At 60.4% G+C, this 20,562-nt stretch carries 13 protein-coding genes; 6 read left to right on the plus strand and 7 right to left on the minus strand.

Annotation, left to right across the window (positions count from 1 at the left end; all coding sequences use genetic code 11):
* Positions 1–15: 15 nt before the first annotated feature.
* Positions 16–1,299, minus strand: a complete 1,284-nt coding sequence (locus JFT86_RS03540) for an FAD-binding oxidoreductase (RefSeq protein WP_201235740.1) — start codon at positions 1,297–1,299, stop codon at positions 16–18.
* Between the two features lie 221 nt (positions 1,300–1,520).
* Positions 1,521–3,011: an aldehyde dehydrogenase family protein gene (locus tag JFT86_RS03545; RefSeq protein ID WP_201235741.1), complete on the minus strand. Its 1,491-nt coding sequence runs from the start codon at positions 3,009–3,011 to the stop codon at positions 1,521–1,523.
* A 162-nt stretch (positions 3,012–3,173) separates the two neighbouring features.
* Here JFT86_RS03545 and JFT86_RS03550 point away from each other — a divergent pair, with 162 nt between their 5' ends.
* The 3 genes from JFT86_RS03550 (at position 3,174) to nadE (ending at position 6,350) form a co-directional block, all read left to right on the plus strand.
* On the plus strand, positions 3,174–4,073 hold the full coding sequence (locus JFT86_RS03550) for a LysR family transcriptional regulator (protein ID WP_201235742.1): 900 nt from the start codon (positions 3,174–3,176) through the stop codon (positions 4,071–4,073).
* Positions 4,074–4,294: 221 nt separating this feature from the next.
* Entirely contained in the window at positions 4,295–5,518 is a 1,224-nt protein-coding gene (pncB, locus tag JFT86_RS03555) for a nicotinate phosphoribosyltransferase (RefSeq protein WP_201235743.1), read from the plus strand.
* Positions 5,519–5,522: 4 nt separating this feature from the next.
* Complete coding sequence (gene nadE, locus JFT86_RS03560) at positions 5,523–6,350, plus strand: ammonia-dependent NAD(+) synthetase (protein ID WP_201235746.1); 828 nt, start codon at positions 5,523–5,525, stop codon at positions 6,348–6,350.
* Between the two features lie 199 nt (positions 6,351–6,549).
* Here the strand turns inward: nadE and azu are convergent, their stop codons facing one another.
* Positions 6,550–6,993: an azurin gene (gene azu / locus JFT86_RS03565; protein ID WP_201235748.1), complete on the minus strand. Its 444-nt coding sequence runs from the start codon at positions 6,991–6,993 to the stop codon at positions 6,550–6,552.
* 340 nt (positions 6,994–7,333) lie between these two features.
* On the opposite strand from azu, the gene JFT86_RS03570 reads away from it, so the two are divergent.
* Positions 7,334–7,921: a TIGR00730 family Rossman fold protein gene (locus tag JFT86_RS03570; protein ID WP_201235749.1), complete on the plus strand. Its 588-nt coding sequence runs from the start codon at positions 7,334–7,336 to the stop codon at positions 7,919–7,921.
* 68 nt (positions 7,922–7,989) lie between these two features.
* Positions 7,990–8,181, plus strand: a complete 192-nt coding sequence (locus JFT86_RS03575; protein WP_201235751.1) for a hypothetical protein — start codon at positions 7,990–7,992, stop codon at positions 8,179–8,181.
* Positions 8,182–8,387: 206 nt separating this feature from the next.
* Here the strand turns inward: JFT86_RS03575 and JFT86_RS03580 are convergent, their stop codons facing one another.
* From JFT86_RS03580 to JFT86_RS03595, 4 genes are all read right to left on the minus strand, one after another.
* Positions 8,388–9,278 carry a transglutaminase family protein gene (locus tag JFT86_RS03580; protein ID WP_201235753.1) on the minus strand — a complete coding sequence of 297 codons (891 nt, stop codon included), beginning with the start codon at positions 9,276–9,278 and terminating at the stop codon, positions 8,388–8,390.
* Positions 9,278–11,764, minus strand: coding sequence for a circularly permuted type 2 ATP-grasp protein (locus tag JFT86_RS03585; protein WP_201235755.1), 2,487 nt, complete (start codon positions 11,762–11,764; stop codon positions 9,278–9,280). The genes JFT86_RS03580 and JFT86_RS03585 overlap by 1 nt, the downstream gene beginning before the upstream one ends.
* 88 nt (positions 11,765–11,852) lie before the next feature.
* On the minus strand, positions 11,853–15,128 hold the full coding sequence (locus tag JFT86_RS03590; protein WP_201235757.1) for a transglutaminase family protein: 3,276 nt from the start codon (positions 15,126–15,128) through the stop codon (positions 11,853–11,855).
* 294 nt (positions 15,129–15,422) lie between these two features.
* A complete protein-coding gene (locus JFT86_RS03595) occupies positions 15,423–17,735 on the minus strand; it encodes a YgiQ family radical SAM protein (protein ID WP_201235759.1) in 2,313 nt (770 codons plus the stop codon).
* Positions 17,736–17,960: 225 nt separating this feature from the next.
* Here JFT86_RS03595 and JFT86_RS03600 point away from each other — a divergent pair, with 225 nt between their 5' ends.
* Positions 17,961–20,558 (plus strand): hypothetical protein, encoded by a 2,598-nt coding sequence (locus tag JFT86_RS03600; protein WP_201232129.1) that lies wholly within the window; start codon positions 17,961–17,963, stop codon positions 20,556–20,558.
* Positions 20,559–20,562: the final 4 nt, after the last annotated feature.

Consider the following 20,562-nt stretch of genomic DNA (forward strand, 5'->3'; position numbering starts at 1 on the left):
AACAAATTTCAACATTCAAATCACGATGCGCAGGCACTGGCCCGCGTGATACAGCGAGAACCCCGCCTCGTACAGGCAACTGCGCAAGCCAACGCCCGCCAAGGGCTGCATCGGTGCAAAGGGAATCGGCAGGGCTTGAGGATCGCCATGACACAGATAGTCGGCGAAGGCTTTGCCGACCACGGTGCCGGTGGTCACGCCACGGCCGTTGTAGCCAGTCACGGCCACCAGACCCGGCGCCGGTTCGAACAGGCGCATGAGGTGATCGGGGGTAAAGGCGATGCGCCCGGTCCAGGTGCATTCCCATTCAACTGGCTTCAGATTGGGGAAGTAATGCTGCTGCACCCGGTCGGCCCAGGCTTTGAGAAACCAGGTCGGTTTCTGATTGCCGTTGCCAAGACTGCCGAGCAGCAGTCGCCCTTCCTTGTCACGGCGAATGCTGCTCAAGACCTGGCGGGTGTCCCACGAGCCCTGCCCGCCCGGGAGAATCTCTTGCGCGGCGTCTTCGCTCAGCGGCACCGAGGCAACCTGATAGTAATAACCGGGGAAGAAGTTGCGCTTGAGTTCGGTCCAGTCGCCTTCGGTGTAGGCGTTGGAGGCGATGACGACCTGCTCGGCCAGCACCGAACCTTGCTCGGTCTGCACGGACCAGGCCTGGCCGATGCGCTCAAGACGAGTGACCGGCGAATGATCAAACATCTGCCCACCGAGGCCCTTCACGGCGTTGGCCAGCCCGGTGACATAGGCCATCGGATTGAGCGTACCTGCACGACGGTCGAGCAATGCGGCGGCGATTTTTTGCGTGCCGGTTGCTTGCTCACAAGCCTTGCCGGTCAGCAATTCGACCGGTGCGCCACGGCGTTTCCATTGCTCCTCGCGACTGCGCAGATCCGCCTCACCCTTGGCGTTGTGCGCCATGTGCAGGGTGCCTTCGCGGCGCAACTGACAATCGATGTTGTACTTGTCCACAAGGCTGAACACCAGCGCCGGCGCCGCACCCAACATGCGGTTGAGCTGACTGCCGACGGCTTCGCCGAAACCCGCTTCGATCTCGTCCGGCGGGATCCACATGCCGGCGTTGACCAGCCCGACGTTGCGTCCGGAACCGCCATTGCCGGCACGATGGGCCTCCAGCACGCAGACACTTTTACCTTTTTCCAGCAGATGCAGCGCCGCCGACAACCCGGTGAACCCGGCGCCGATCACGCAGACATCGACTTTGACCTCGCCTCTGAGCGCGGTGTTATCCGGCCTTTGTGGCGTGAGCTTTTCCCACAGACATTCTTCGCGTAACGGCATTGCCAGACTCCAACAGAAACCTGCCAAACACACTGTTGATCCTGTGGGAGCGAACCCTGTGGTGAGGGGATTTATCCCCGACGGGCTGCGTAGCGGCCCCAAAACCTGCAATCGCGTATTGCCAGACAAACCGCATACAACTGTTTTGCGGCTGCTTCGCAACCGGTCGGGGATAAATCCCCTCACCACAAAGGCTCGCTCCCACAAGGGATTTCCACCTGTCAGTCGAACGTTATGCCCTGCGCCAGCGGCAACTCCAGCGAGTAGTTCACGGTGTTGGTCTGCCGGCGCATGTACCCGCGCCATGCATCCGAGCCCGACTCACGCCCACCGCCGGTCTCCTTCTCACCGCCAAACGCGCCACCAATCTCGGCACCGCTCGGGCCGATGTTGACGTTGGCGATGCCGCAGTCGCTGCCGACCGCCGACATGAACTGCTCGGCCTCACGCACGTCAGTGGTGAAAATGCACGACGACAAGCCTTGTGGCACCGCATTGTTCAAACGCAGCGCTTCCTGGAAGTCGTTGTAACCGACCACGTAGAGAATCGGCGCGAAGGTCTCGCTGCAGACCACATCGCTCTGCTCCGGCATTTCAACAATAGCCGGCGACACGTAGTAGGCATTCGGGAACTGGTCTTCCAGTTGACGCTTGCCGCCGAACACCCGGCCGCCCTCGCTCAGTGCCTGCTCCAGCGCGTCCTGCATGTTTTCGAAACTGTGTTTGTCGATCAGCGGGCCAACCAGATTGCCTTCCAGCGGATGACCGATACGGACTTTCGCGTAAGCGGCTTTGAGACGGCTGACGATTTCCTCTTTCACCGACTCATGGGCGATCAGGCGGCGCAATGTGGTGCAGCGCTGACCGGCGGTGCCGACCGCGCTGAACAGGATGGCGCGCACGGCCATGTCGAGGTCGGCGCTTGGGCCGAGGATCATCGCGTTGTTACCGCCCAGTTCGAGAATGCTGCGGGCGAAACGTGCGGCGACTTTCGGCGCCACTTCGCGGCCCATGCGCGTGCTGCCGGTGGCGCTGATCAGCGCGACACGCGGGTCATCGACCAACGCTTCACCGGCATCGCGGCCACCAATGATCACCTGGCAGAGATTCGCCGGGGCATCGCTGAAGTTCTTCACCACGCGATCAAACAGGGCCTGACAGGCCAGCGCGGTCAGCGGAGTCTTCTCCGACGGTTTCCACACCACCGGGTTGCCGCAAACCAGCGCCAGAGTGGTGTTCCACGCCCACACCGCGACCGGGAAGTTGAACGCACTGATCACACCGACCACGCCCAGCGGATGCCAGGTTTCACGCATGTGGTGGCCAGGGCGCTCGGAAGCGATGGTCAAACCGTACAACTGGCGGGACAGGCCTACGGCGAAGTCGCAGATGTCGATCATCTCCTGCACTTCGCCCAGGCCTTCCTGAGTGATCTTGCCCGCCTCCCAGGAAACCAGCTCACCGAGATCGTTCTTGTATTCGCGCAACACCTCGCCGAACTGACGCACCAGTTCGCCGCGACGCGGTGCCGGCACCTTGCGCCATGCTTCGAACGCATGATCTGCACGACTGATGTGCTGCTCGACTTCGGCGGGGCCTTCCCAGTTCACGGCGGCAATTCGGCTGCCGTCGATGGGCGAATGCACCGGCACTTTGCCGTTCTGGTACAGGGCCGGGTTCACACCTAGACGATCAAGCAATGCGGCAACCATGGGTCACTCCTCAAGCAAAAAACAGAATGTGTGCGGCCGCTGTTGCACGACCGGGCAGGCCTTTAGTTGTAGCGTCAGTACGGCGAGTCAACAAACGACCTTTACGCGAGATATCATTCCGTTTATTCATGCTGGGCAGAAAGACAAGAAAAAGGATCCGCCATGCTGAACAAACGCCATCTGCCGTCGATTACTGCGTTGCAGTGCTTCGAGGCCGTGACCCGGCACCTGAGCTTCACCCGGGCCGCCGAGGAACTGAACCTGACCCAGAGCGCCGTGAGCAAACAGGTCGCGCAGCTTGAGGAATTGTTGCAGCACTTATTGTTCCGCCGCGTGCGTCGGCGCTTGCAGATGACCCCCGCCGGGGATTTGTATCTGGTTGAAGTAAGAAAAATCCTCTCGCAGGTGGAAATGTCGACGCATTACCTGCGTTCCTACGGCGGCGAGACCGAAGTCCTGCGCGTTTCCACGCCATCGACCTTCGGCGCCCGCTGGCTGGTGCCGCGCCTCAAGGGCTGGCGTTTGCGCCATCCGTCGATCCATCTGGATTTGTGCAACGAGCAGGAAGCGGATGATCTGCTGCAAGGCCGCAGTGATCTGGCGTTCTATTTTGGCCAGGGCTCACGGCCCGGTACCGAATGCTTGAAGCTGTTCGGCGAAGAACTGGTGCCGGTTTGCGCACCGGGCAGCCTGCCGGATAAGCCTTTCACTGATCCGACGCAATTGACCGATCTGGTTCTGCTGCAAAATGCCTCGCGCCCGCAGGCGTGGCATGACTGGTTCGACAGTCAGGGCTACCAGACCGAACACAGCTACCACGGGCCGCGCTTCGAAACCTTTTATATGTGCATCCGCGCCGCGCAGGTCGGCTGCGGCGTGGCACTGTTGCCACGGTTTCTGGTGGAAGAGGAATTGGCCGACGGCAAACTGGTCATTCCCTGGCAGCATGCAATGCCCAGCAGCGACGCCTATTACCTGGCGTACCCGGAACACTCGGCGGAAGTGCCGAAGGTGCGCGATTTTGTGAAGTGGATGCTGGAGCAGATCGACAATCCAGGCTGACATCTGCGCCCTGTGGCGAGGGGATTTATCCCCGATGGGTCGCGCAGCGGCCCCAAAATATCAAGAGCGACAACTGCTTCGCAGCCGGTCGGGGATAAATCCCCTCACCGCAATAGACCTGACCCAGAACAGAAATTGCTGGCAATACCTGCCGCTGATATGCGCCACTAGCGCCATTGATTGATACCGCGCCAACGCGCGGCGCACCCGGAGACCCGTTTATGAGCGAGAGTGTGTTTGCCGATCGCATCGTGCAGAACCTGCTCGACACCGACTTCTACAAGCTGACGATGATGCAGGCGGTGCTGCACAACTACCCTAACGTCGAAGTCGAATGGGAGTTTCGTTGCCGTAACAGCGAGGATCTACGCCCGTATCTGGCCGAGATCCGCTATCAGATCGAGCGTCTGGCCGATCTGAGTCTGAGCGCCGATCAGTTGAGTTTTCTTGAGCGCATCAGCTTCCTCAAACCGGATTTCCTGCGTTTCCTCGGACTGTTCCGCTTTAACCTGCGCTACCTGCACACCGGCATCGAGAACGGCGAACTGTTCATCCGCCTGCGTGGGCCGTGGCTGCATGTGATCCTTTACGAAGTGCCGCTGCTGGCAATCGTCAGCGAAGTGCGCAATCGTTATCGCTACCGCGAGACGGTGCTGGAACAGGCCCGTGAGCAGCTCTATCGCAAGTTCGACTGGCTGACTGCCAACGCCTCGGCCGACGAACTGGCGCAATTGCAGGTCGCCGATTTCGGCACCCGCCGCCGTTTTTCCTACCGTGTGCAGGAAGAAGTGGTGAGCGTGCTCAAGCACGATTTCCCGGGCCGCTTTGTCGGCACCAGCAACGTGCATCTGTCCCGCGAACTCGACATGAAACCGTTGGGCACCATGGCCCACGAATGGATCATGGCTCACCAGCAACTCGGCCCAAGACTGATCGACAGCCAGATCGCCGCGCTCGATTGCTGGGTTCGTGAATACCGTGGTCTGCTCGGGATCGCCCTCACCGACTGCATCACCACCGATGCTTTCCTTGGCGACTTCGACCTGTTTTTTGCCAAGCTTTTCGATGGCCTGCGCCACGACTCCGGGGATCCTGTGGCGTGGGGTGAGAAATGCATCGCCCATTACCACAAGCTCGGCATCGACCCGATGAGCAAAACCCTGGTGTTCTCCGACAGCCTGACCCTGCCCAGGTCGCTGGAAATCTTCCGCGCGCTGCACGGTCGGATCAATGTCAGTTTCGGCATCGGCACCAACCTCACCTGTGACATTCCAGGTGTCGAACCGATGAGCATCGTGCTTAAAATGACCGCCTGCAACGGCCAACCGGTGGCGAAGATCTCCGACGAGCCAGGCAAGACCCACTGTAAAGACCCGAATTTCGTCGCCTACTTGCGACACGTTTTCCAGGTTCCTGCCGATTCCAGTCTATCTAGCAAGGAGTGAATTCATGCAAGCCGTACAGCGTGAGATTGCTGAACAGCTCAAGGTGCAACCGCCGTTCGCTGACTACAAGGCGCTGCAAGCCGAAGTCGCCCGGCGCATTACCTTTATTCAGGATTGCCTGGTCAATTCCGGGCTCAAGACACTGGTGCTGGGTATCAGCGGCGGTGTCGACTCGCTGACCGCCGGCCTGCTGGCCCAGCGCGCAATGCGCGAACTGCGTGATCAAACGGGCGACCAGAGCTACAAGTTCATTGCTGTGCGTCTGCCGTACGAAACCCAGTTCGACGAACACGATGCCCAGGCCTCGGTGGATTTCATCGCCCCGGACGAACGCCATACCGTCAACATCGGCCCGGCGGTCAAGTCGCTGGCGAGTGAAGTGGCGGCGTTTGAAGGCAAACATGCAGTGTCGGTGGATTTCGTGCTCGGCAACACCAAGGCGCGCATGCGCATGGTCGCTCAGTACACCATTGCCGGCGCGGCGCACGGGCTGGTGATCGGTACCGACCATGCGGCGGAAGCGGTGATGGGGTTCTTCACCAAGTTCGGTGATGGCGCTTGCGACCTGGCCCCGCTCAGCGGTCTGGTGAAAAACCAGGTGCGCGCAATTGCCCGCAGCTTCGGTGCACCGGAGTCATTGGTTGAGAAAGTCCCGACGGCGGATCTGGAAGACCTGTCACCGGGCAAACCGGACGAAGCGTCGCACGGCGTTACCTACGCCGAGATCGATGCGTTCCTGCATGGCGAGGCGGTGCGCCAGGAAGCGTTCGACATCATTGTCGCGACCTACAACAAGACTCATCACAAGCGCGTAATGCCGTTCGCGCCGTGATCGGTGATTGAATGAAAAAGCCCGCTGAGGAGTGATCCTCAGCGGGCTTTTCTTTGGCCACTGCATTCATAGATGCGGATGGCCCCTTCGCGGGTAAGCCCGCTCCCACAGTGTCCCGTTCGCTCACAAAATGTCTGATCGACACAAAACCTGTGGGAGCGTGGCTTGCCCGCGAAGAACGATGACGCGGCGAACCTGCTTACTTGACCGTAATGGTGCCTTTCATCATCGAGATGTGGCCCGGGAACGAGCAGAAGAAGCCGTAGCCGCCGTCAGCAATCTTGGACACGTCGAAGGTCAGCGAATCAGTTTCCTTGGCGCCGATGATTTTGGTGTGAGCGATGATGCGCGCGTCACCTTCCGGCAGGTAGTTCTTGTCGATACCGGCGGCCAGGCCAGCGGTAGCGATTGGCTGCATGTCAGCTTCTTTGCTGATCACCAGGTTATGACCCATCACGTTCTTCGGCAGGCTGCCGGAGTGAGTCAGCTCGACGGTAAAAGTCTTGCAGCTCTTGTCGATCACGATTTCCTTGGTGTTGAAGGACATCTGATCGGTGGAGTCAACGGTGGTTTTGCACTCGGCAGCCATCAATTGGCTGCTGGCCAGCGCCAGCAGGGATACCGCAACAACTTTGGAAAACATGGTGAATCTCCAAGGCAGGGTTAACAAAAACACGATTGGTTGAAAGACTGCCTGAAATCTTCGCAAGTTCCTATGACTTGAGTCAAAAATTGTATACAACTTTCAGGCTATGACACTCATCGACACAATCTAACGGCCAGATTCCCCGGCCCGACCTATGATCGGCGCATCTACTGAAACGGAGTGCCTGTCATGTTCTTTAACGGTCTGTTGTGCAGTTTGCTTGCCGCCTACGCCTGTGGCGCCAGCGGTACCTTTGAATCGCCGGAACGCGAAGTTTAGACCTTGGATCGAGGCGTGCCAGCCGTTACCCTGTGACGGATTGACCCAGGAGGAAGGCATGTCTCTGAAATCCGTGTGTGTATTTTGTGGTGCCAATGCTGGCACTGTTCCGGCTTATACCGAAGCTGCCGTTGCCCTTGGCAAGGCCCTCGCCGAGCGCAAGCTGACCCTGGTCTATGGCGGTGGCGCTGTGGGTTTGATGGGGATTGTCGCCGACGCCGCGCTGGCCGCTGGCGGTGAAGTGATCGGGATCATTCCGCAGAGCCTGATGGACAAGGAAATCGGCCACAAAAGCCTGACGCGTCTGGAAGTCGTCGACGGCATGCACGCCCGCAAAGCCCGCATGGCCGAACTCAGTGACGCCTTTATCGCTTTGCCCGGCGGTCTTGGCACCCTGGAAGAACTGTTCGAAGTCTGGACCTGGGGCCAACTCGGCTACCACGGCAAGCCGCTGGGCTTGCTGGAAGTGAACGGTTTCTACAGCAAACTCACTGCTTTTCTCGACCATATCGTCGGCGAAGGCTTCGTTCGCGCGCCACACCGTGACATGCTGCAAGTGAGCGAATCGCCGCAAACACTGCTCGATTCCCTGGATAACTGGCGACCGACCGTCACACCAAAGTGGGTCGACCAGAAACCCGGCTAACCGCCGGGCACCGATACAGGGCAGAATACGCGCCGCTCAACCTCACCTTCGACCCAAGAGGATCGCCCATGGCCAAACCCAATTACTCCTTCGCCAAACGTCAACGAGACCTGGCAAAGGAACAGAAGAAAGAGGAAAAGCTTCAGCGCAAGAAACAAGTAGCTGAAGAAACGGCACTGAACCCTGACGGTGAAGTGGCGACTGAAGAAGATGTTGATACCGATGCAGATGCACCGAAAGACCAGGCGCCCGACGCCTGAGCCCCCACCGGGTTTGATGATCGAATCAGACCCAGCGGATTTGTGACGGGGCTGGCGGTTTCACCGCCGGCCCTCACAGCCCTTCCCGAAACACCCCAATTCCCGTGTAGGAGTGAGCCTGCTCGCGATAGCGGCGTATCAGTCAAACCTCTGCTGCCTGATACACCGCTATCGCGAGCAGGCTCACTCCTACAGTTTGATCTGGGTTAATCCAGGGGCATTACCGTGACACGCACTTCAGGGTCATGACTGCCGCCACCGAGTATCACCCCACGCAACGGCGACACATCGGAAAAATCCCGCCCCCACGCCAATGTGATGTGCTCCAGCGCAGGCTGCACGTTATTGGTCGGATCAAAATCCACCCAGCCCAGTACCGGGCAAAACACTGAAACCCACGCATGCGACGCATCGGCACCAATCAACCGTGGCTGTCCCGGAGGCGGCTGCGTGAGCAAATAGCCGCTGACGTATCGCGCCGCCAATCCTCGCGAACGCACACAGGCCAGCATCAGGTGGGCGAAGTCCTGACAGACACCGCGGCGCCGCTCCAGCACTTCCACCAATGGCGTTGCCACCTGGGTCGCTTCGGCATCAAAAGTGAATTCGCTGAAGATCTTCTGCATCAACGCCTGTACACACAGCATCAAAGGCTGGCCCGGTGGAAAACAACTCTGCGAAAACTCGACGAAGCTGCTTTTCAAGTGCACGTACGGTGACTGAAAACGGTAGCGGCAAGCTTCAAGCAGCTCGGCAGACAACGGCTGGCTGCTGTAGGTCAGCGCATTGCGCGTCAGCTCCCACGCCGGCGACTGAGAGAAATCCAGCGCCGGCCGCGCCAGCACCTCGACGGTAAGGCGAGCATTGACCTGCAATTCATCATGCGGTCGCTCGAACGCCAACCGGGTCAGCGGATTGCCGAACACATCCAGTTCATCACGCCGAGCCGTCGGCTCCGGGCTGATCAGCAATTGCTGCTCGGTACAGCGCTGCCAACTGCACTCGCGCGGCCACAGGTGCGCCAATTGCTGCGCCAGCGAAACCGGGCTGTCGTAGTGATAACAGGTGTCGTGGAAAATCTGGTAATGCGCAATCATCAGACGGACACCGTACGCTGGCTGACATCATCGACATGGGCGAAATGGCGCAGGGCCAGACGATCCGAGACTTGCCCGCTGGCATCGGCAATCTCTTGCAGCAGATCGGCCAGGCCGTCGAGCGCCGCACGAACACTGGACACGCCGAACAACGGATTCTCCAGACAGCCCAGATCAAATCGCCCCAGACGCTCGACCAGTTGCGGCAATCCGGTTTCCCGTGGCACGCCGAAATCATCGTTCAAGCGCTTCAAGGTGCGGGTCACCAGTTTCAACTGGAACAACACGGCGTGCGGGTTCTGTTCGTCGAGCAGCAACAGGTCGAGCACCGGAATTAATTGAGCCACCGCCAGATAACGTGAACGGTAGGTGATGCTGCTGTTGCCCAGCTCCAGCAGCCATTCCAGACCCGCCTGATCAAACGCCCCGGCCCCGCGCAGGAATGCCGCCAGACTGCTGCTGAGAAACTGCAGCCGCTCAATGCGCCGGCCGATCATCAGGAAGCGCCAGCCTTCGTCGCGGGTCATGTCGTCGAGCGCGAAACCCGATAGCGCTGCCAGCGACATCACCAGACGGTTGAGAAAATCCAGTAATTCGCCGAAGTCCGGCTCGTCGGTGTCCAGCTCCATCGCTTCGCGCTGTAATTCGACCAACGCCTGCCAGTTCTCCCGCGAGAGCTTGCCGCGCACCTGCGAGGCTGCCCACTGCAAACGTTGCAGGTTGGAGCGCAGGCTGAATGACCAGTCCTCACCCAGCAACGCTGCCAGCAATCGCTCCGGCAACTCACCCTCATCGGGCAACAGCGCCAGCCGCTCGCCAAGATCGACCGCCGCCAGCAGCGCTTGCGGGTCATCGCCGTCGACATAACGTGCGAGCATGATCCGCAGCAACCGCGCGCTGTCGTCGCAGCGTTCGCAGTAGCGGCCAAACCAGAACAGGTTTTCCACCACCCGCGAGGGCAGATACGGGTCGCGCCGCACCAGATCGTGGACGCCGACGTTACGTTGAGTCTTCCACTGCTCGCCATGGGGTGGCCGATCGCCCAGCACCCAGGTGTCTTTACTCGCGCCGCCGCGCTGCATTGACACCACTTCGGCATCGGCCTCGGCAGCCACGCGGGTCAAACCACCCGGCAGTACCCGATAACCGTCATGGCTGGCCACCGCATACATGCGCATGCCGATCGCCCGCGGTTGCAACTGACCGTCTCCAGCCTGCCAGATCGGCGCCTGAGACAGCTGGGCCAGTTCTTGCGCAACATACGCATAAGGCCGTGCCTGCATGCGCTCGGCGAGGGACTGGCGCTGTTTTTCACTCAGATCACGGCCAAATACCGGCGCGAAGCTTTGCGAGGGAAACGCTGGTTTGATCAACAGCTCAGGCAGTTTTTCCAGCGCCTGAGCCAATACCGGCGCCTCGCCACACCACCAGGTCGCAATGGACGGCAGGATCAGTTCTTCGCCGAACAGGAACTGGTTGATCTTCGGCAGAAAGCCGAGCAAACCCGGCGACTCGAGGACACCGCTGCCCAGCGCGTTGGCGACCAGCACCCGCCCCTGTCGTACCGCCTCAAGCAAGCCGGGAACGCCCAGCGCCGAGTCTGTGCGCAGCTCCAATGGATCGCAGAAATCGTCATCGAGCCGGCGCATGATCGCGTGTACCCGACGTAGGCCACTGAGGGTTTTCAGATACACCGTGGCATCGCGCACCGTGAGGTCGCCGCCCTCCACCAGCGGATAGCCGAGTTGGCGCGCCAGATAAAGATGTTCGAAATAGCTTTCGTTGAACCGTCCCGGCGTCAGCAACACCACCAGCGGCGCGTCGTCATCGCCGGGCGCCTGCCGGGCCAGAGTTTCCTGCAAGGTGCGGAAGAACCCCGCCAGATGCTGCACCTTCAGGTCACGGTACAACTCGGGGAAGGCGCGAGACACGATGGTACGGTTTTCCAGCGCATAGCCCGCGCCCGACGGCGCTTGCGTGCGATCCGCCGTGACCCACCAGCGCCCGTCCGGTGTGCGCGCCAGATCCACGGCGTACAGGTGCAGAAAGGCCTCTTCAGGCGGCGCAATACCCTGACAGGGCCAGAGAAAATTGTTGTGGCCGAAGACCAGTTCCGCTGGCAACAGGCCTTCGCTGATCAAACGTTGCGGCCCGTACAAGTCGGCGAGCACGGCATTCAGCAACCGCGCGCGCTGGGCGATCCCGGCCGACAGTTGCTGCCACTCATCCGCCGCAATCACATGGGGCAGCAGATCCAGTTCCCACGGCCGATCTGCACCTTTGGGATCGGCATAGACGTTATACGTGACGCCGTTTTCCTGAATCTGCCGCGCCAGCAATGCCTGACGCTGCACCAGTTGCGCCGGGGTGCTGCGCTGCAACTGATCGAACAGTCGTTGCCAATGCGGGCGCACCGCACCACTGCTATCGAGCAGTTCGTGATAAGTGCCCGCCGTCAGCGGGTAGCGGTCTAGCAGGTCAGGCATGGAAAGCTCGGCAGACAGCAAGGAACGGTCAGACTAACGCAGGCACATGACGCGCGGATATACGAAAAATCCGCGTGTCGCGCAGGACTTAGAAACGTCGCAAATCGATTGTCATCGGCAGCTCGTCACTGATTTCCACATTCGGTATAGGAAGTTTCCCCGGCGTGTGCCCGACGCGGAAAAACCGCGCCATACGTCGGCTCTCGGCTTCGTTGGCGTTTACCGGCAATGTCTCGTAATTACGCCCGCCCGGATGGGCGACATGGTATTGGCAACCGCCCAGCGAACGGCCCATCCAGGTGTCGAGCAGGTCGAACACCAACGGTGCATGTACCGCAATCGTCGGTTGCAAGCAGTTGGCCGGTTGCCAGGCACGGTAACGCACACCCGCGACGAACTCGCCAACGCGCCCGGTTGGATGCAACGGCACGGCAATACCGTTGCAGGTCAGCAGATAACGCTGCGGCGGCAGGCCCTTGAGCTTGACCTGCAAGCGCTCCAGCGATGAATCGACGTAACGCACAGTGCCGCCCGTCGCGCCCTCCTCGCCCAGTACATGCCACGGCTCCAGCGCCTGACGCAGCTCCAGTTCGATACCGTTGACGGCGTAATCGCCGACCTTGGGAAAACGAAACTCCAGATGCGCCGCAAACCATTCCGCCCGCAGCGGATAGCCGGCGCTATTGAGTTCGACGATAACGTCGGCGAAATCCTGCTCGATAAAGTGCGGCAGCATGAAGCGATCGTGCAACTCGGTGCCCCACCGCGCCAGTTTCGGCGGCGCATATGGCTCGCGCCAGAAGCGTGCGACCAGGGCCCGCAGCAACAATTGCTGAGCCAGGCTCATGCGCGCATGCGGCGGCATTTCAAAGGCGCGCAATTCCAGCAGGCCAAGCCGCCCGGTAGCACCGTCCGGCGAATAGAGTTTGTCGATGCAGAACTCGGCGCGGTGAGTGTTGCCGGTGACGTCGATCAGCAAGTTGCGCAGCAGGCGATCCACCAGCCACGGTGCACATTCCTCACCCGGTTCGGGCATCTGCGCGAAAGCGATTTCCAGCTCGTACAACGCGTCGTTACGCGCTTCGTCGACCCTCGGCGCCTGAGATGTCGGGCCGATGAACAATCCGGAAAACAGATACGACAACGACGGATGGTTATGCCAGTAGCTGATCAGGCTGCGCAACAGATCGGGACGACGCAGAAACGGCGAGTCTGCGGGCGTCGCGCCACCGAGGACGAAGTGGTTACCGCCGCCCGTACCGGTATGGCGCCCGTCGATCATGAATTTTTCGGTGGTCAGGCGGGTCTGCCGCGCCTCTTCATAGAGGAACTCGGTGCGTTCGACCAATTCGTCCCAGGTTGCCGAAGGCTGCACGTTGACCTCGATCACGCCCGGATCCGGGGTGATGCGGAAGTTGCTCAGACGCGGATCGCTCGGCGGCTCGTAGCCTTCCAGCAGCACCGGGCAATGCAGTTCTTCGGCGGCGGCCTCGATGGCCGCGACCAACTCCAGATAATCCTCGACCCGCTCCAGCGGCGGCATGAACAGGTACAAGCGCCCCTCGCGGGCCTCGGCGCAGAACGCGGTGCGGGTCAGCCAGTCGGCGGATTCGTCGATCTTCGGCGCACGCTCGTCAGGCGCTGCCGATTGGCCATGGCTGTTCAGTAGCGCGGTGTCCGGCAGCGCCGGGAAATCCTGATTCGGATCCTGAGGATGAATAAACGGATACTCGGCCGCTTTCACCCAGGGCTGCGAGCCCAACGGCAAACGGTAACCCAGCGCTGAATCCCCAGGCACGAGACGGCAATGCTCGTCGCGTAGATACCAGCGCCCGCTCTGCCACTGATCACCCTTGGCGGTGCGTGCCAGCGGCAGTACCTGACCGATGACCTTATCGAGGCCCTGACTGAAGACCTTGCGCAGCCGTGCACGCTCCAGCGGCTCCTCCAGACGCGAATCTTCGGCGCTGACATTGCCGGGCAATGTGCCCTCGCGCCAGAGGTAATAGAAATTGTCCTCGTAGGCCGGGAATACGAACCGCGTGGGAATTTTCAGGCGTTCGGCGACGCTCGAAAGAAAGCGTCCGGCCAGTTCGCCATCGGCGCGGTAATCCTGCTGTTCATCGGCGATCAATGCGTCGTTTTGCCAGATCGGCACGCCATCGCGGCGCCAATAGCAATTGAGCGACCAGCGCGGCAGTTGCTCGCCGGGATACCACTTGCCCTGGCCAAAATGCACAAGACCTTTGGGGGCGTAATGTTTGCGCATGCGCTGGAACAGTTCGGCGGAGAGGCGGCGCTTGTCTTCGCCCAAGGCAGCGGTATTCCATTCGGCGCCATCCGGGTCATCAATGGACACGAAGGTCGGTTCGCCACCCATGGTCAGGCGTACGTCGCCTTCCAGCAGATCAGCGTCGATCTGCCGGCCCAGGGCTTGAATCGCCAGCCATTGCTCGTCGGTATAAGGCTTGGTGACACGCGGCGCTTCCCAGATCCGTTCAACCGACATTTCGTGGCTGAACTGTGTCTCGCAAGGTTCGACCATCCCGCTGATCGGCGCTGCCGAGGAAGGATCGGGACTACAGGCCAGCGGAATATGCCCTTCACCGGCAAACAACCCGGAAGTGGCATCGAGGCCGATCCAGCCGGCGCCCGGCAAATATACCTCGCACCAGGCGTGCAGGTCGGTGAAGTCCACCTCGGTGCCGGATGGACCGTCGAGGCTTTTCACATCCGCCGTCAGCTGGATCAGGTAACCGGAGACAAATCGCGCCGCCAGCCCGAGGTTGCGCAGCAGTTGCACCAGCAGCCAAGCCGAATCGCGGCAGGAGCCGGAGGCGTGTTCGAGGGTGTGTTCCGGGGTCTGCACCCCCGGTTCCATGCGGATCAGGTAATTGATGTCTTCGCTCAGACGCTGGTTGAGCGCGACCAGAAAATCCACGGCCGGCAGCGGCGTGCGGTCGATGCCGTCCAGATAGGCTTTGAAGGCCGGCGTCCGCGGCAAGGTTTCCAGGTATGGCGCCAGCTCTTTGCGCTCATCGGCGGCGTAGGCGAAGGGGATTTTCTCGGCGTAGGGTTCGAGGAAGAAGTCGAACGGGTTGAACACCGCCATCTCGGCCAGCAGATCGACTTCGATCCGTAGCTCATCGGTTTTTTCAGGGAATACCAGCCGGGCGAGGTAATTGCCCTGCGGGTCTTGCTGCCAGTTGATGAAATGCTGCTCGGGCGAGACTTTCAGCGCATACGAGAGAATCCGCGTGCGGCTGTGGGCGGCCGGTCGCAGGCGAACGATCTGCGGGCCGAGTTCGACAGCGCGGTCGTAGCGGTAATGCGTGACGTGATGCAATGCGACATGAATCGACACGGCGTGCCTCCTGCGAGCCTAAGCGTATTCGAAAGCGCGCAAGACTTATGCCATGCAGAGGCTTGGGCGCTTTCCCGGAATGCTCAGGGCAGTACAGCACCAAAATCGGGCGACGCGGGGAAATGGTTGAGCGAAGTTGCGCCTAAATGTGGCGGGCAGGTGTTAATGGGGTGCCTGACCTGACGCCATCGCTGGCAAGCCAGCGATGAGGACAGTGGTTACAACACAACTCCTGAACCCTGAAATGCAAAACGCCAACCCGAAGGTTGGCGTTCTGTTCAGCTCAAGCGTTGCTTAGCGCGGTACGACGGGCTTGCGCGTCGGCTTCGGCCCTTTGCCCTTGGCCGCGTCCTTACGCTCCTTGGCAGCCTGCTGGTTACGCGCAAACGCCGCAGCCTTGGCCTGTTCACGCTTGTCCCAGGGATTACCACCATCACTGGCACGCGGCGGCAGGCCGGTGTGCTGAGTGAGGATCTTGGTGGTCTTCTCTTTGCCTTCCTTCGCCACTTTATGGCTGCCGGCCGGCGTCGAGTTCTTGCGACGGGCGCTCTGGTAGCTGTCGGTGGACGGCTGATGCAGCGGAATCAGCTGATCCTTGCCCGGCCCGATCAGGTCGCTACGGCCCATGCGCTGCAACGCTTCACGCAACATCGGCCAGCCTTTCGGGTCGTGATAACGCAAGAACGCCTTGTGCAGACGACGCTGCTCTTCGCTCTTGACGATGGTCACGCCGTCGCTCTTGTAGGTGACCTTGCGCAGCGGGTTCTTGCCCGAGTGGTACATCGCGGTGGCCGTGGCCATCGGCGACGGGTAGAACGCCTGCACCTGGTCGGCACGGAAGCCGTTGCCCTTGAGCCACAGAGCGAGGTTCATCATGTCTTCGTCGGTGGTGCCCGGGTGGGCGGCGATGAAGTACGGGATCAGGTACTGCTCTTTGCCCGCTTCCTTGGTGTACTTCTCGAACATGCGCTTGAACTTGTCATAGCTGCCGATGCCCGGTTTCATCATCTGGTTGAGCGGACCTTCCTCGGTGTGTTCCGGGGCGATCTTCAGGTAACCGCCGACGTGGTGGGTCACCAGTTCCTTGACGTATTCCGGCGACTCGACCGCGAGGTCGTAACGCAGACCGGAGGCGATCAGAATCTTTTTCACACCCGGCAACGCACGGGCGCTGCGGTACAGCTGAATCAGCGACGAGTGGTCGGTGTTCAGGTTCGGGCAGATGCCCGGGAACACGCACGACGGCTTGCGGCACGCGGATTCGATTTCCGGCGTTTTGCAGGCGATGCGGTACATGTTCGCGGTCGGGCCGCCGAGGTCGGAAATGACGCCGGTGAAACCCGGCACCTTGTCACGGATCTCTTCGATTTCGCGAATGATCGACTCTTCGGAACGGTTCTGGATGATCCGGCCTTCGTGCTCGGTGATCGAGCAGAAGGTGCAGCCGCCGAAGCAGCCACGCATGATGTTTACCGAGAAACGGATCATGTCGTAGGCCGGAATTTTTTCCTTGCCGTACGCCGGGTGCGGAACACGGGCGTAAGGCATGCCGAACACGTAGTCCATTTCTTCAGTGGTCATCGGAATCGGCGGCGGGTTGAACCAGACGTCGACTTCGCCATGCTTCTGCACCAGCGCACGGGCATTGCCCGGGTTGGTTTCCAGGTGCAGCACGCGGTTGGCGTGGGCATACAGAACGGCATCGCCACGGACTTTTTCTACCGACGGCAGACGAATCACGGTCTTGTCGCGGGTCATGCGCGGGCTGGCCAGGATCTGCACGACCTTGGCTTCCTGCGGATCTTCCACCGGGCCTTTTTCCTGCTCGATGGCGCAGGCCTGAGTGTCCTGGGTATTCACGTACGGGTTGATGATCTTGTCGACCTTGCCCGGACGGTCGATGCGCGTGGAGTCGACTTCATACCAGTCTTTCGGCGTATCGCGACGAATGAACGCGGTGCCGCGCACATCGGTGATGTCTTCGATCTTGTGCCCGTAGGACAGACGCTGGGCGACTTCGACAATCGCGCGCTCGGCGTTGCCGTACAACAGGATGTCGGCGCTCGCGTCGATCAGGATCGAGTTACGCACGCGATCCTGCCAGTAATCGTAGTGGGCGATGCGGCGCAGCGAGGCTTCAATGCCGCCAAGCACGATCGGCACGTGCTTGTAGGCTTCCTTGCAGCGCTGGCTGTAAACCAGGCTCGCGCGGTCCGGACGTTTGCCGGCCATGCCGCCCGGGGTGTAGGCGTCGTCGGAACGGATTTTCTTGTCGGCGGTGTAGCGGTTGATCATCGAATCCATGTTGCCGGCCGCGACGCCGAAAAACAGGTTCGGCTCGCCGAGCTTCATGAAGTCGTCTTTGGACTGCCAGTTTGGCTGCGCGATGATCCCGACGCGGAAGCCTTGCGACTCCAGCAGCCGGCCAATGATCGCCATGCCGAACGACGGGTGATCGACGTAGGCATCTCCCGTAACAATGATGATGTCGCAGGAATCCCAGCCAAGCTGATCCATCTCCTCCCTGCTCATCGGCAGGAACGGCGCTGGCCCGAAACATTCGGCCCAATATTTTGGATAGTCAAATAACGGCTTGGCTGCTTGCATGTCGGACGACCGGTGTTGAGATGAAAAATCGCGGGCGCGGAATATAGCACAAAATTTGACCAATTCCGACGGCAATGGTCGGTTTCTCTCTGGGCCCGTGCCATTGACCAGAAAACCGCCCTACCGCGCCCATTTCCGCACTGCGACCTGCGCCAGTCGAACCCGACACACCGTTGCCCTCCGGGGCGCCGGCGCCCAGTACGACAACCCTTCAAGGATGAAGCAATGTCACCCAAACCGCCTTCCAGAGGCATTGTCACCGTAGAGATCCACGCTCGCCCCGGCGAACCGACAAGCGGATCTGCACCAAGACCCGATACGCCAACGCCTGCCGACGCCCTTCTCGCGACGGCGATAACGGCACCGCGCGTTGTACGCCCGGGCAGAACGCCGGCTGCCGTCGACCTCGATGCAATCCAGCCAGTGCCCGCCGTCACCATCCAGCCAACACCCGCGACGCTGCCCGCAGCCGTGCCCGGGCCAATGCCGCTGACGCATTACCGGATCAGCACCGATGCGCATCTTCCGCAAGCCAATGAGCAAGGCTTGCGACTCTACAAAGGTCGCCAGTACGTCGATGTGCCCGGCGGCACCGTACAAGTTGCGGCAATCGCGGAAAACGGCTTGTATCGCGCCCGGCTGGCGAGCGAGCTGAGCCCTTCGGGGCCAGTGTTGGTGCGGGCCGCCGACGGAAAACTCTGGCACCCGTCAGTGGAGCCCGCCACCGAGATGTTGTATCCGTTGACCGAGACACGCCTGCAAGGTTTTCTGACGGATCTCGACTTCACCGATGTCGAGCCCGACAGCCATGGGCTGCACAGCTTTGACGGCAAACGCTACGCGGTGATTGAACGCCGCGCCTATCAGGTTCTGCATGACCCCGAGGCCTCCACCGCGCAGTCGTCGGTGATGCGTATCGTGCGCTCCGAAGATGCCATCGCCGCAGATGGCGACAACCGCTTTGTCGCAACACGCCCGGGCAGATCCGAGCCAATCGTGTTCGATGAACAGCATGGCTGGCGGGGCATCGTCATTGCCGGAGCAGGCGGCATGCGCCGCACGAAACCCGACAAGGTGCAACGCCTTACAGCGGCTGATCTGATACTGGAATTGCAGACCCAGACCGAACTGATCAATCAGGCGGCAACGCGTACTGATGTACTGGAAGCTGCCTGGCGTGCGGTGCAAGGCAAAGAAGCCGAGAAAGGCGCGCTCGTACAACTTGAAGTGCAGCTTCATCGACAACTGGCGTCGCTGGAGAAGACCGCCAACTTCTACCTCGACGAACGGGATACTCTGCAACCCATCAAAGGCAGCACCCTTTACGCCAGCGATCTGCACAACATTCAGAAAAAACGCATTGAAGCCTATACACGGCTGATGAGTGCCGGTGATTCACGCAAACGGCTGGACATCTCTTTCTACAATGACCCTTTCCACGCCTATCGCTCGACGGTCAATTACCTGAAAAGCAAACTGGCACTGTTGGAAAAACGCCAACTGATTGCCCTCGACATAATCAAGCGAGCGCGTGCTTCGGAAAGCGAACTGCTCGACCTGGGTTTCTATCCAACGGAAATCCATGAGACCAAGGCATTCTGGGTCGATGCAAAAAGCCGCTTGCTGACCGATGTGCCGATTACCGACAACAACTTCAAACCGATCCACCTTGCCTACGCCTTTACCGAAACAACCTTCGCATTTCGCGACATCGACAGTATTCCGGTGGCGGCACGCATGGCGGTATTGAGCAATCTGGTCGACCAGTGCGCAGCGATCAGGGCCTCGTATGAAGACCTCGAACTGCCACCCGGGCCGGTGCATGCCAGCTCGCGGCAGGAAATCATCGAAGCCATTCAGGCCTTTGAAAACACCCTCGAAAACCGCATCGCTGTCGATCACCGCGACCTTGAAAGAACCACGTCGCTGCCGTCCCAGGATCAGTCTATCGATTTCGACTTCATCCCTGCCCAACGCAAAAACCAGCCGGCACCACAAGCCAAAAGAATGTTTCGCAGCAAACACCACGGTGTCTACAAGATCCGCGTCGGACAGACACGCCGCACCGCATTGGGCGAAGAACTGATCGATGTCATGGACCCGCACAACCCGGCAAAGGTCATGCAGACCTACGAGCGTCGCGAAGGCGAATGGCAACGATTGGTGGCTACACAAGAAAGGAATCTGGCGACCCTGATCACCCAGGCCGGTATTCATCTTGAACAGACCGAGACGCACCTCAATACCGCCCGCAAGGATGAGCGGGCAAAACGCAACGCCACCAACATCGTCGAGCAACTGGGCGATGCAGCCGAAGCGCTCGACGATCTCGGTCGACAGATCGAACGCGCGCCGAACCCGGCGAAAAACGACATCGCCGTGCTCGTCCAGCGCCTGCGACAAGACAGCCAGCGCTTGCGCCGCGAGGGCGAAGACATCCGGATCCGCTTGTACAAGGACAAGTCCTTTCTGAGCGCCGACCGGGTGGCGTATCTGATCAGCCAGGATCACCTGAGCGTGAACAAAACCCAGGCACGGCTGGTACAAGGCAAGGGCAAGTACAAGCACTTCCTCGATATCTATTCGCTGAACGACAGACAGACGGGCGAGCCGCTGTGGCAGGCGCATTTTCATTACGAAAAAAACAACAGCCCGGCGCTGGATTTCATGGTCAAGGGCGGTCACCTCAAGACCCTGGCACAAAGCGCAACGGGCAGTGCCGCGCAACGTCGGGATGAGCAAGCCGGGCGGCCGCATGTGGCGATCTGGCGGGAAACCCTTGATGGCCGAACCGCACAAAAAATCTTCGAACTGGCGCGCTGAAACC

This window comes from Pseudomonas sp. TH06, from assembly GCF_016651305.1.
Lineage (GTDB): Bacteria > Pseudomonadota > Gammaproteobacteria > Pseudomonadales > Pseudomonadaceae > Aquipseudomonas.

Coding starts and splice junctions, on each gene's coding strand:
- JFT86_RS03540 (WP_201235740.1), bottom strand. CDS start 1,299: ATGCCGTTACGCGAAGAATGTCTGTGGGAAAAGCTCACGCCACAAAGG.
- JFT86_RS03545 (WP_201235741.1), bottom strand. CDS start 3,011: ATGGTTGCCGCATTGCTTGATCGTCTAGGTGTGAACCCGGCCCTGTAC.
- JFT86_RS03550 (WP_201235742.1), top strand. CDS start 3,174: ATGCTGAACAAACGCCATCTGCCGTCGATTACTGCGTTGCAGTGCTTC.
- pncB (WP_201235743.1), top strand. CDS start 4,295: ATGAGCGAGAGTGTGTTTGCCGATCGCATCGTGCAGAACCTGCTCGAC.
- nadE (WP_201235746.1), top strand. CDS start 5,523: ATGCAAGCCGTACAGCGTGAGATTGCTGAACAGCTCAAGGTGCAACCG.
- azu (WP_201235748.1), bottom strand. CDS start 6,993: ATGTTTTCCAAAGTTGTTGCGGTATCCCTGCTGGCGCTGGCCAGCAGC.
- JFT86_RS03570 (WP_201235749.1), top strand. CDS start 7,334: ATGTCTCTGAAATCCGTGTGTGTATTTTGTGGTGCCAATGCTGGCACT.
- JFT86_RS03575 (WP_201235751.1), top strand. CDS start 7,990: ATGGCCAAACCCAATTACTCCTTCGCCAAACGTCAACGAGACCTGGCA.
- JFT86_RS03580 (WP_201235753.1), bottom strand. CDS start 9,278: ATGATTGCGCATTACCAGATTTTCCACGACACCTGTTATCACTACGAC.
- JFT86_RS03585 (WP_201235755.1), bottom strand. CDS start 11,764: ATGCCTGACCTGCTAGACCGCTACCCGCTGACGGCGGGCACTTATCAC.
- JFT86_RS03595 (WP_201235759.1), bottom strand. CDS start 17,735: ATGCAAGCAGCCAAGCCGTTATTTGACTATCCAAAATATTGGGCCGAA.
- JFT86_RS03600 (WP_201232129.1), top strand. CDS start 17,961: ATGTCACCCAAACCGCCTTCCAGAGGCATTGTCACCGTAGAGATCCAC.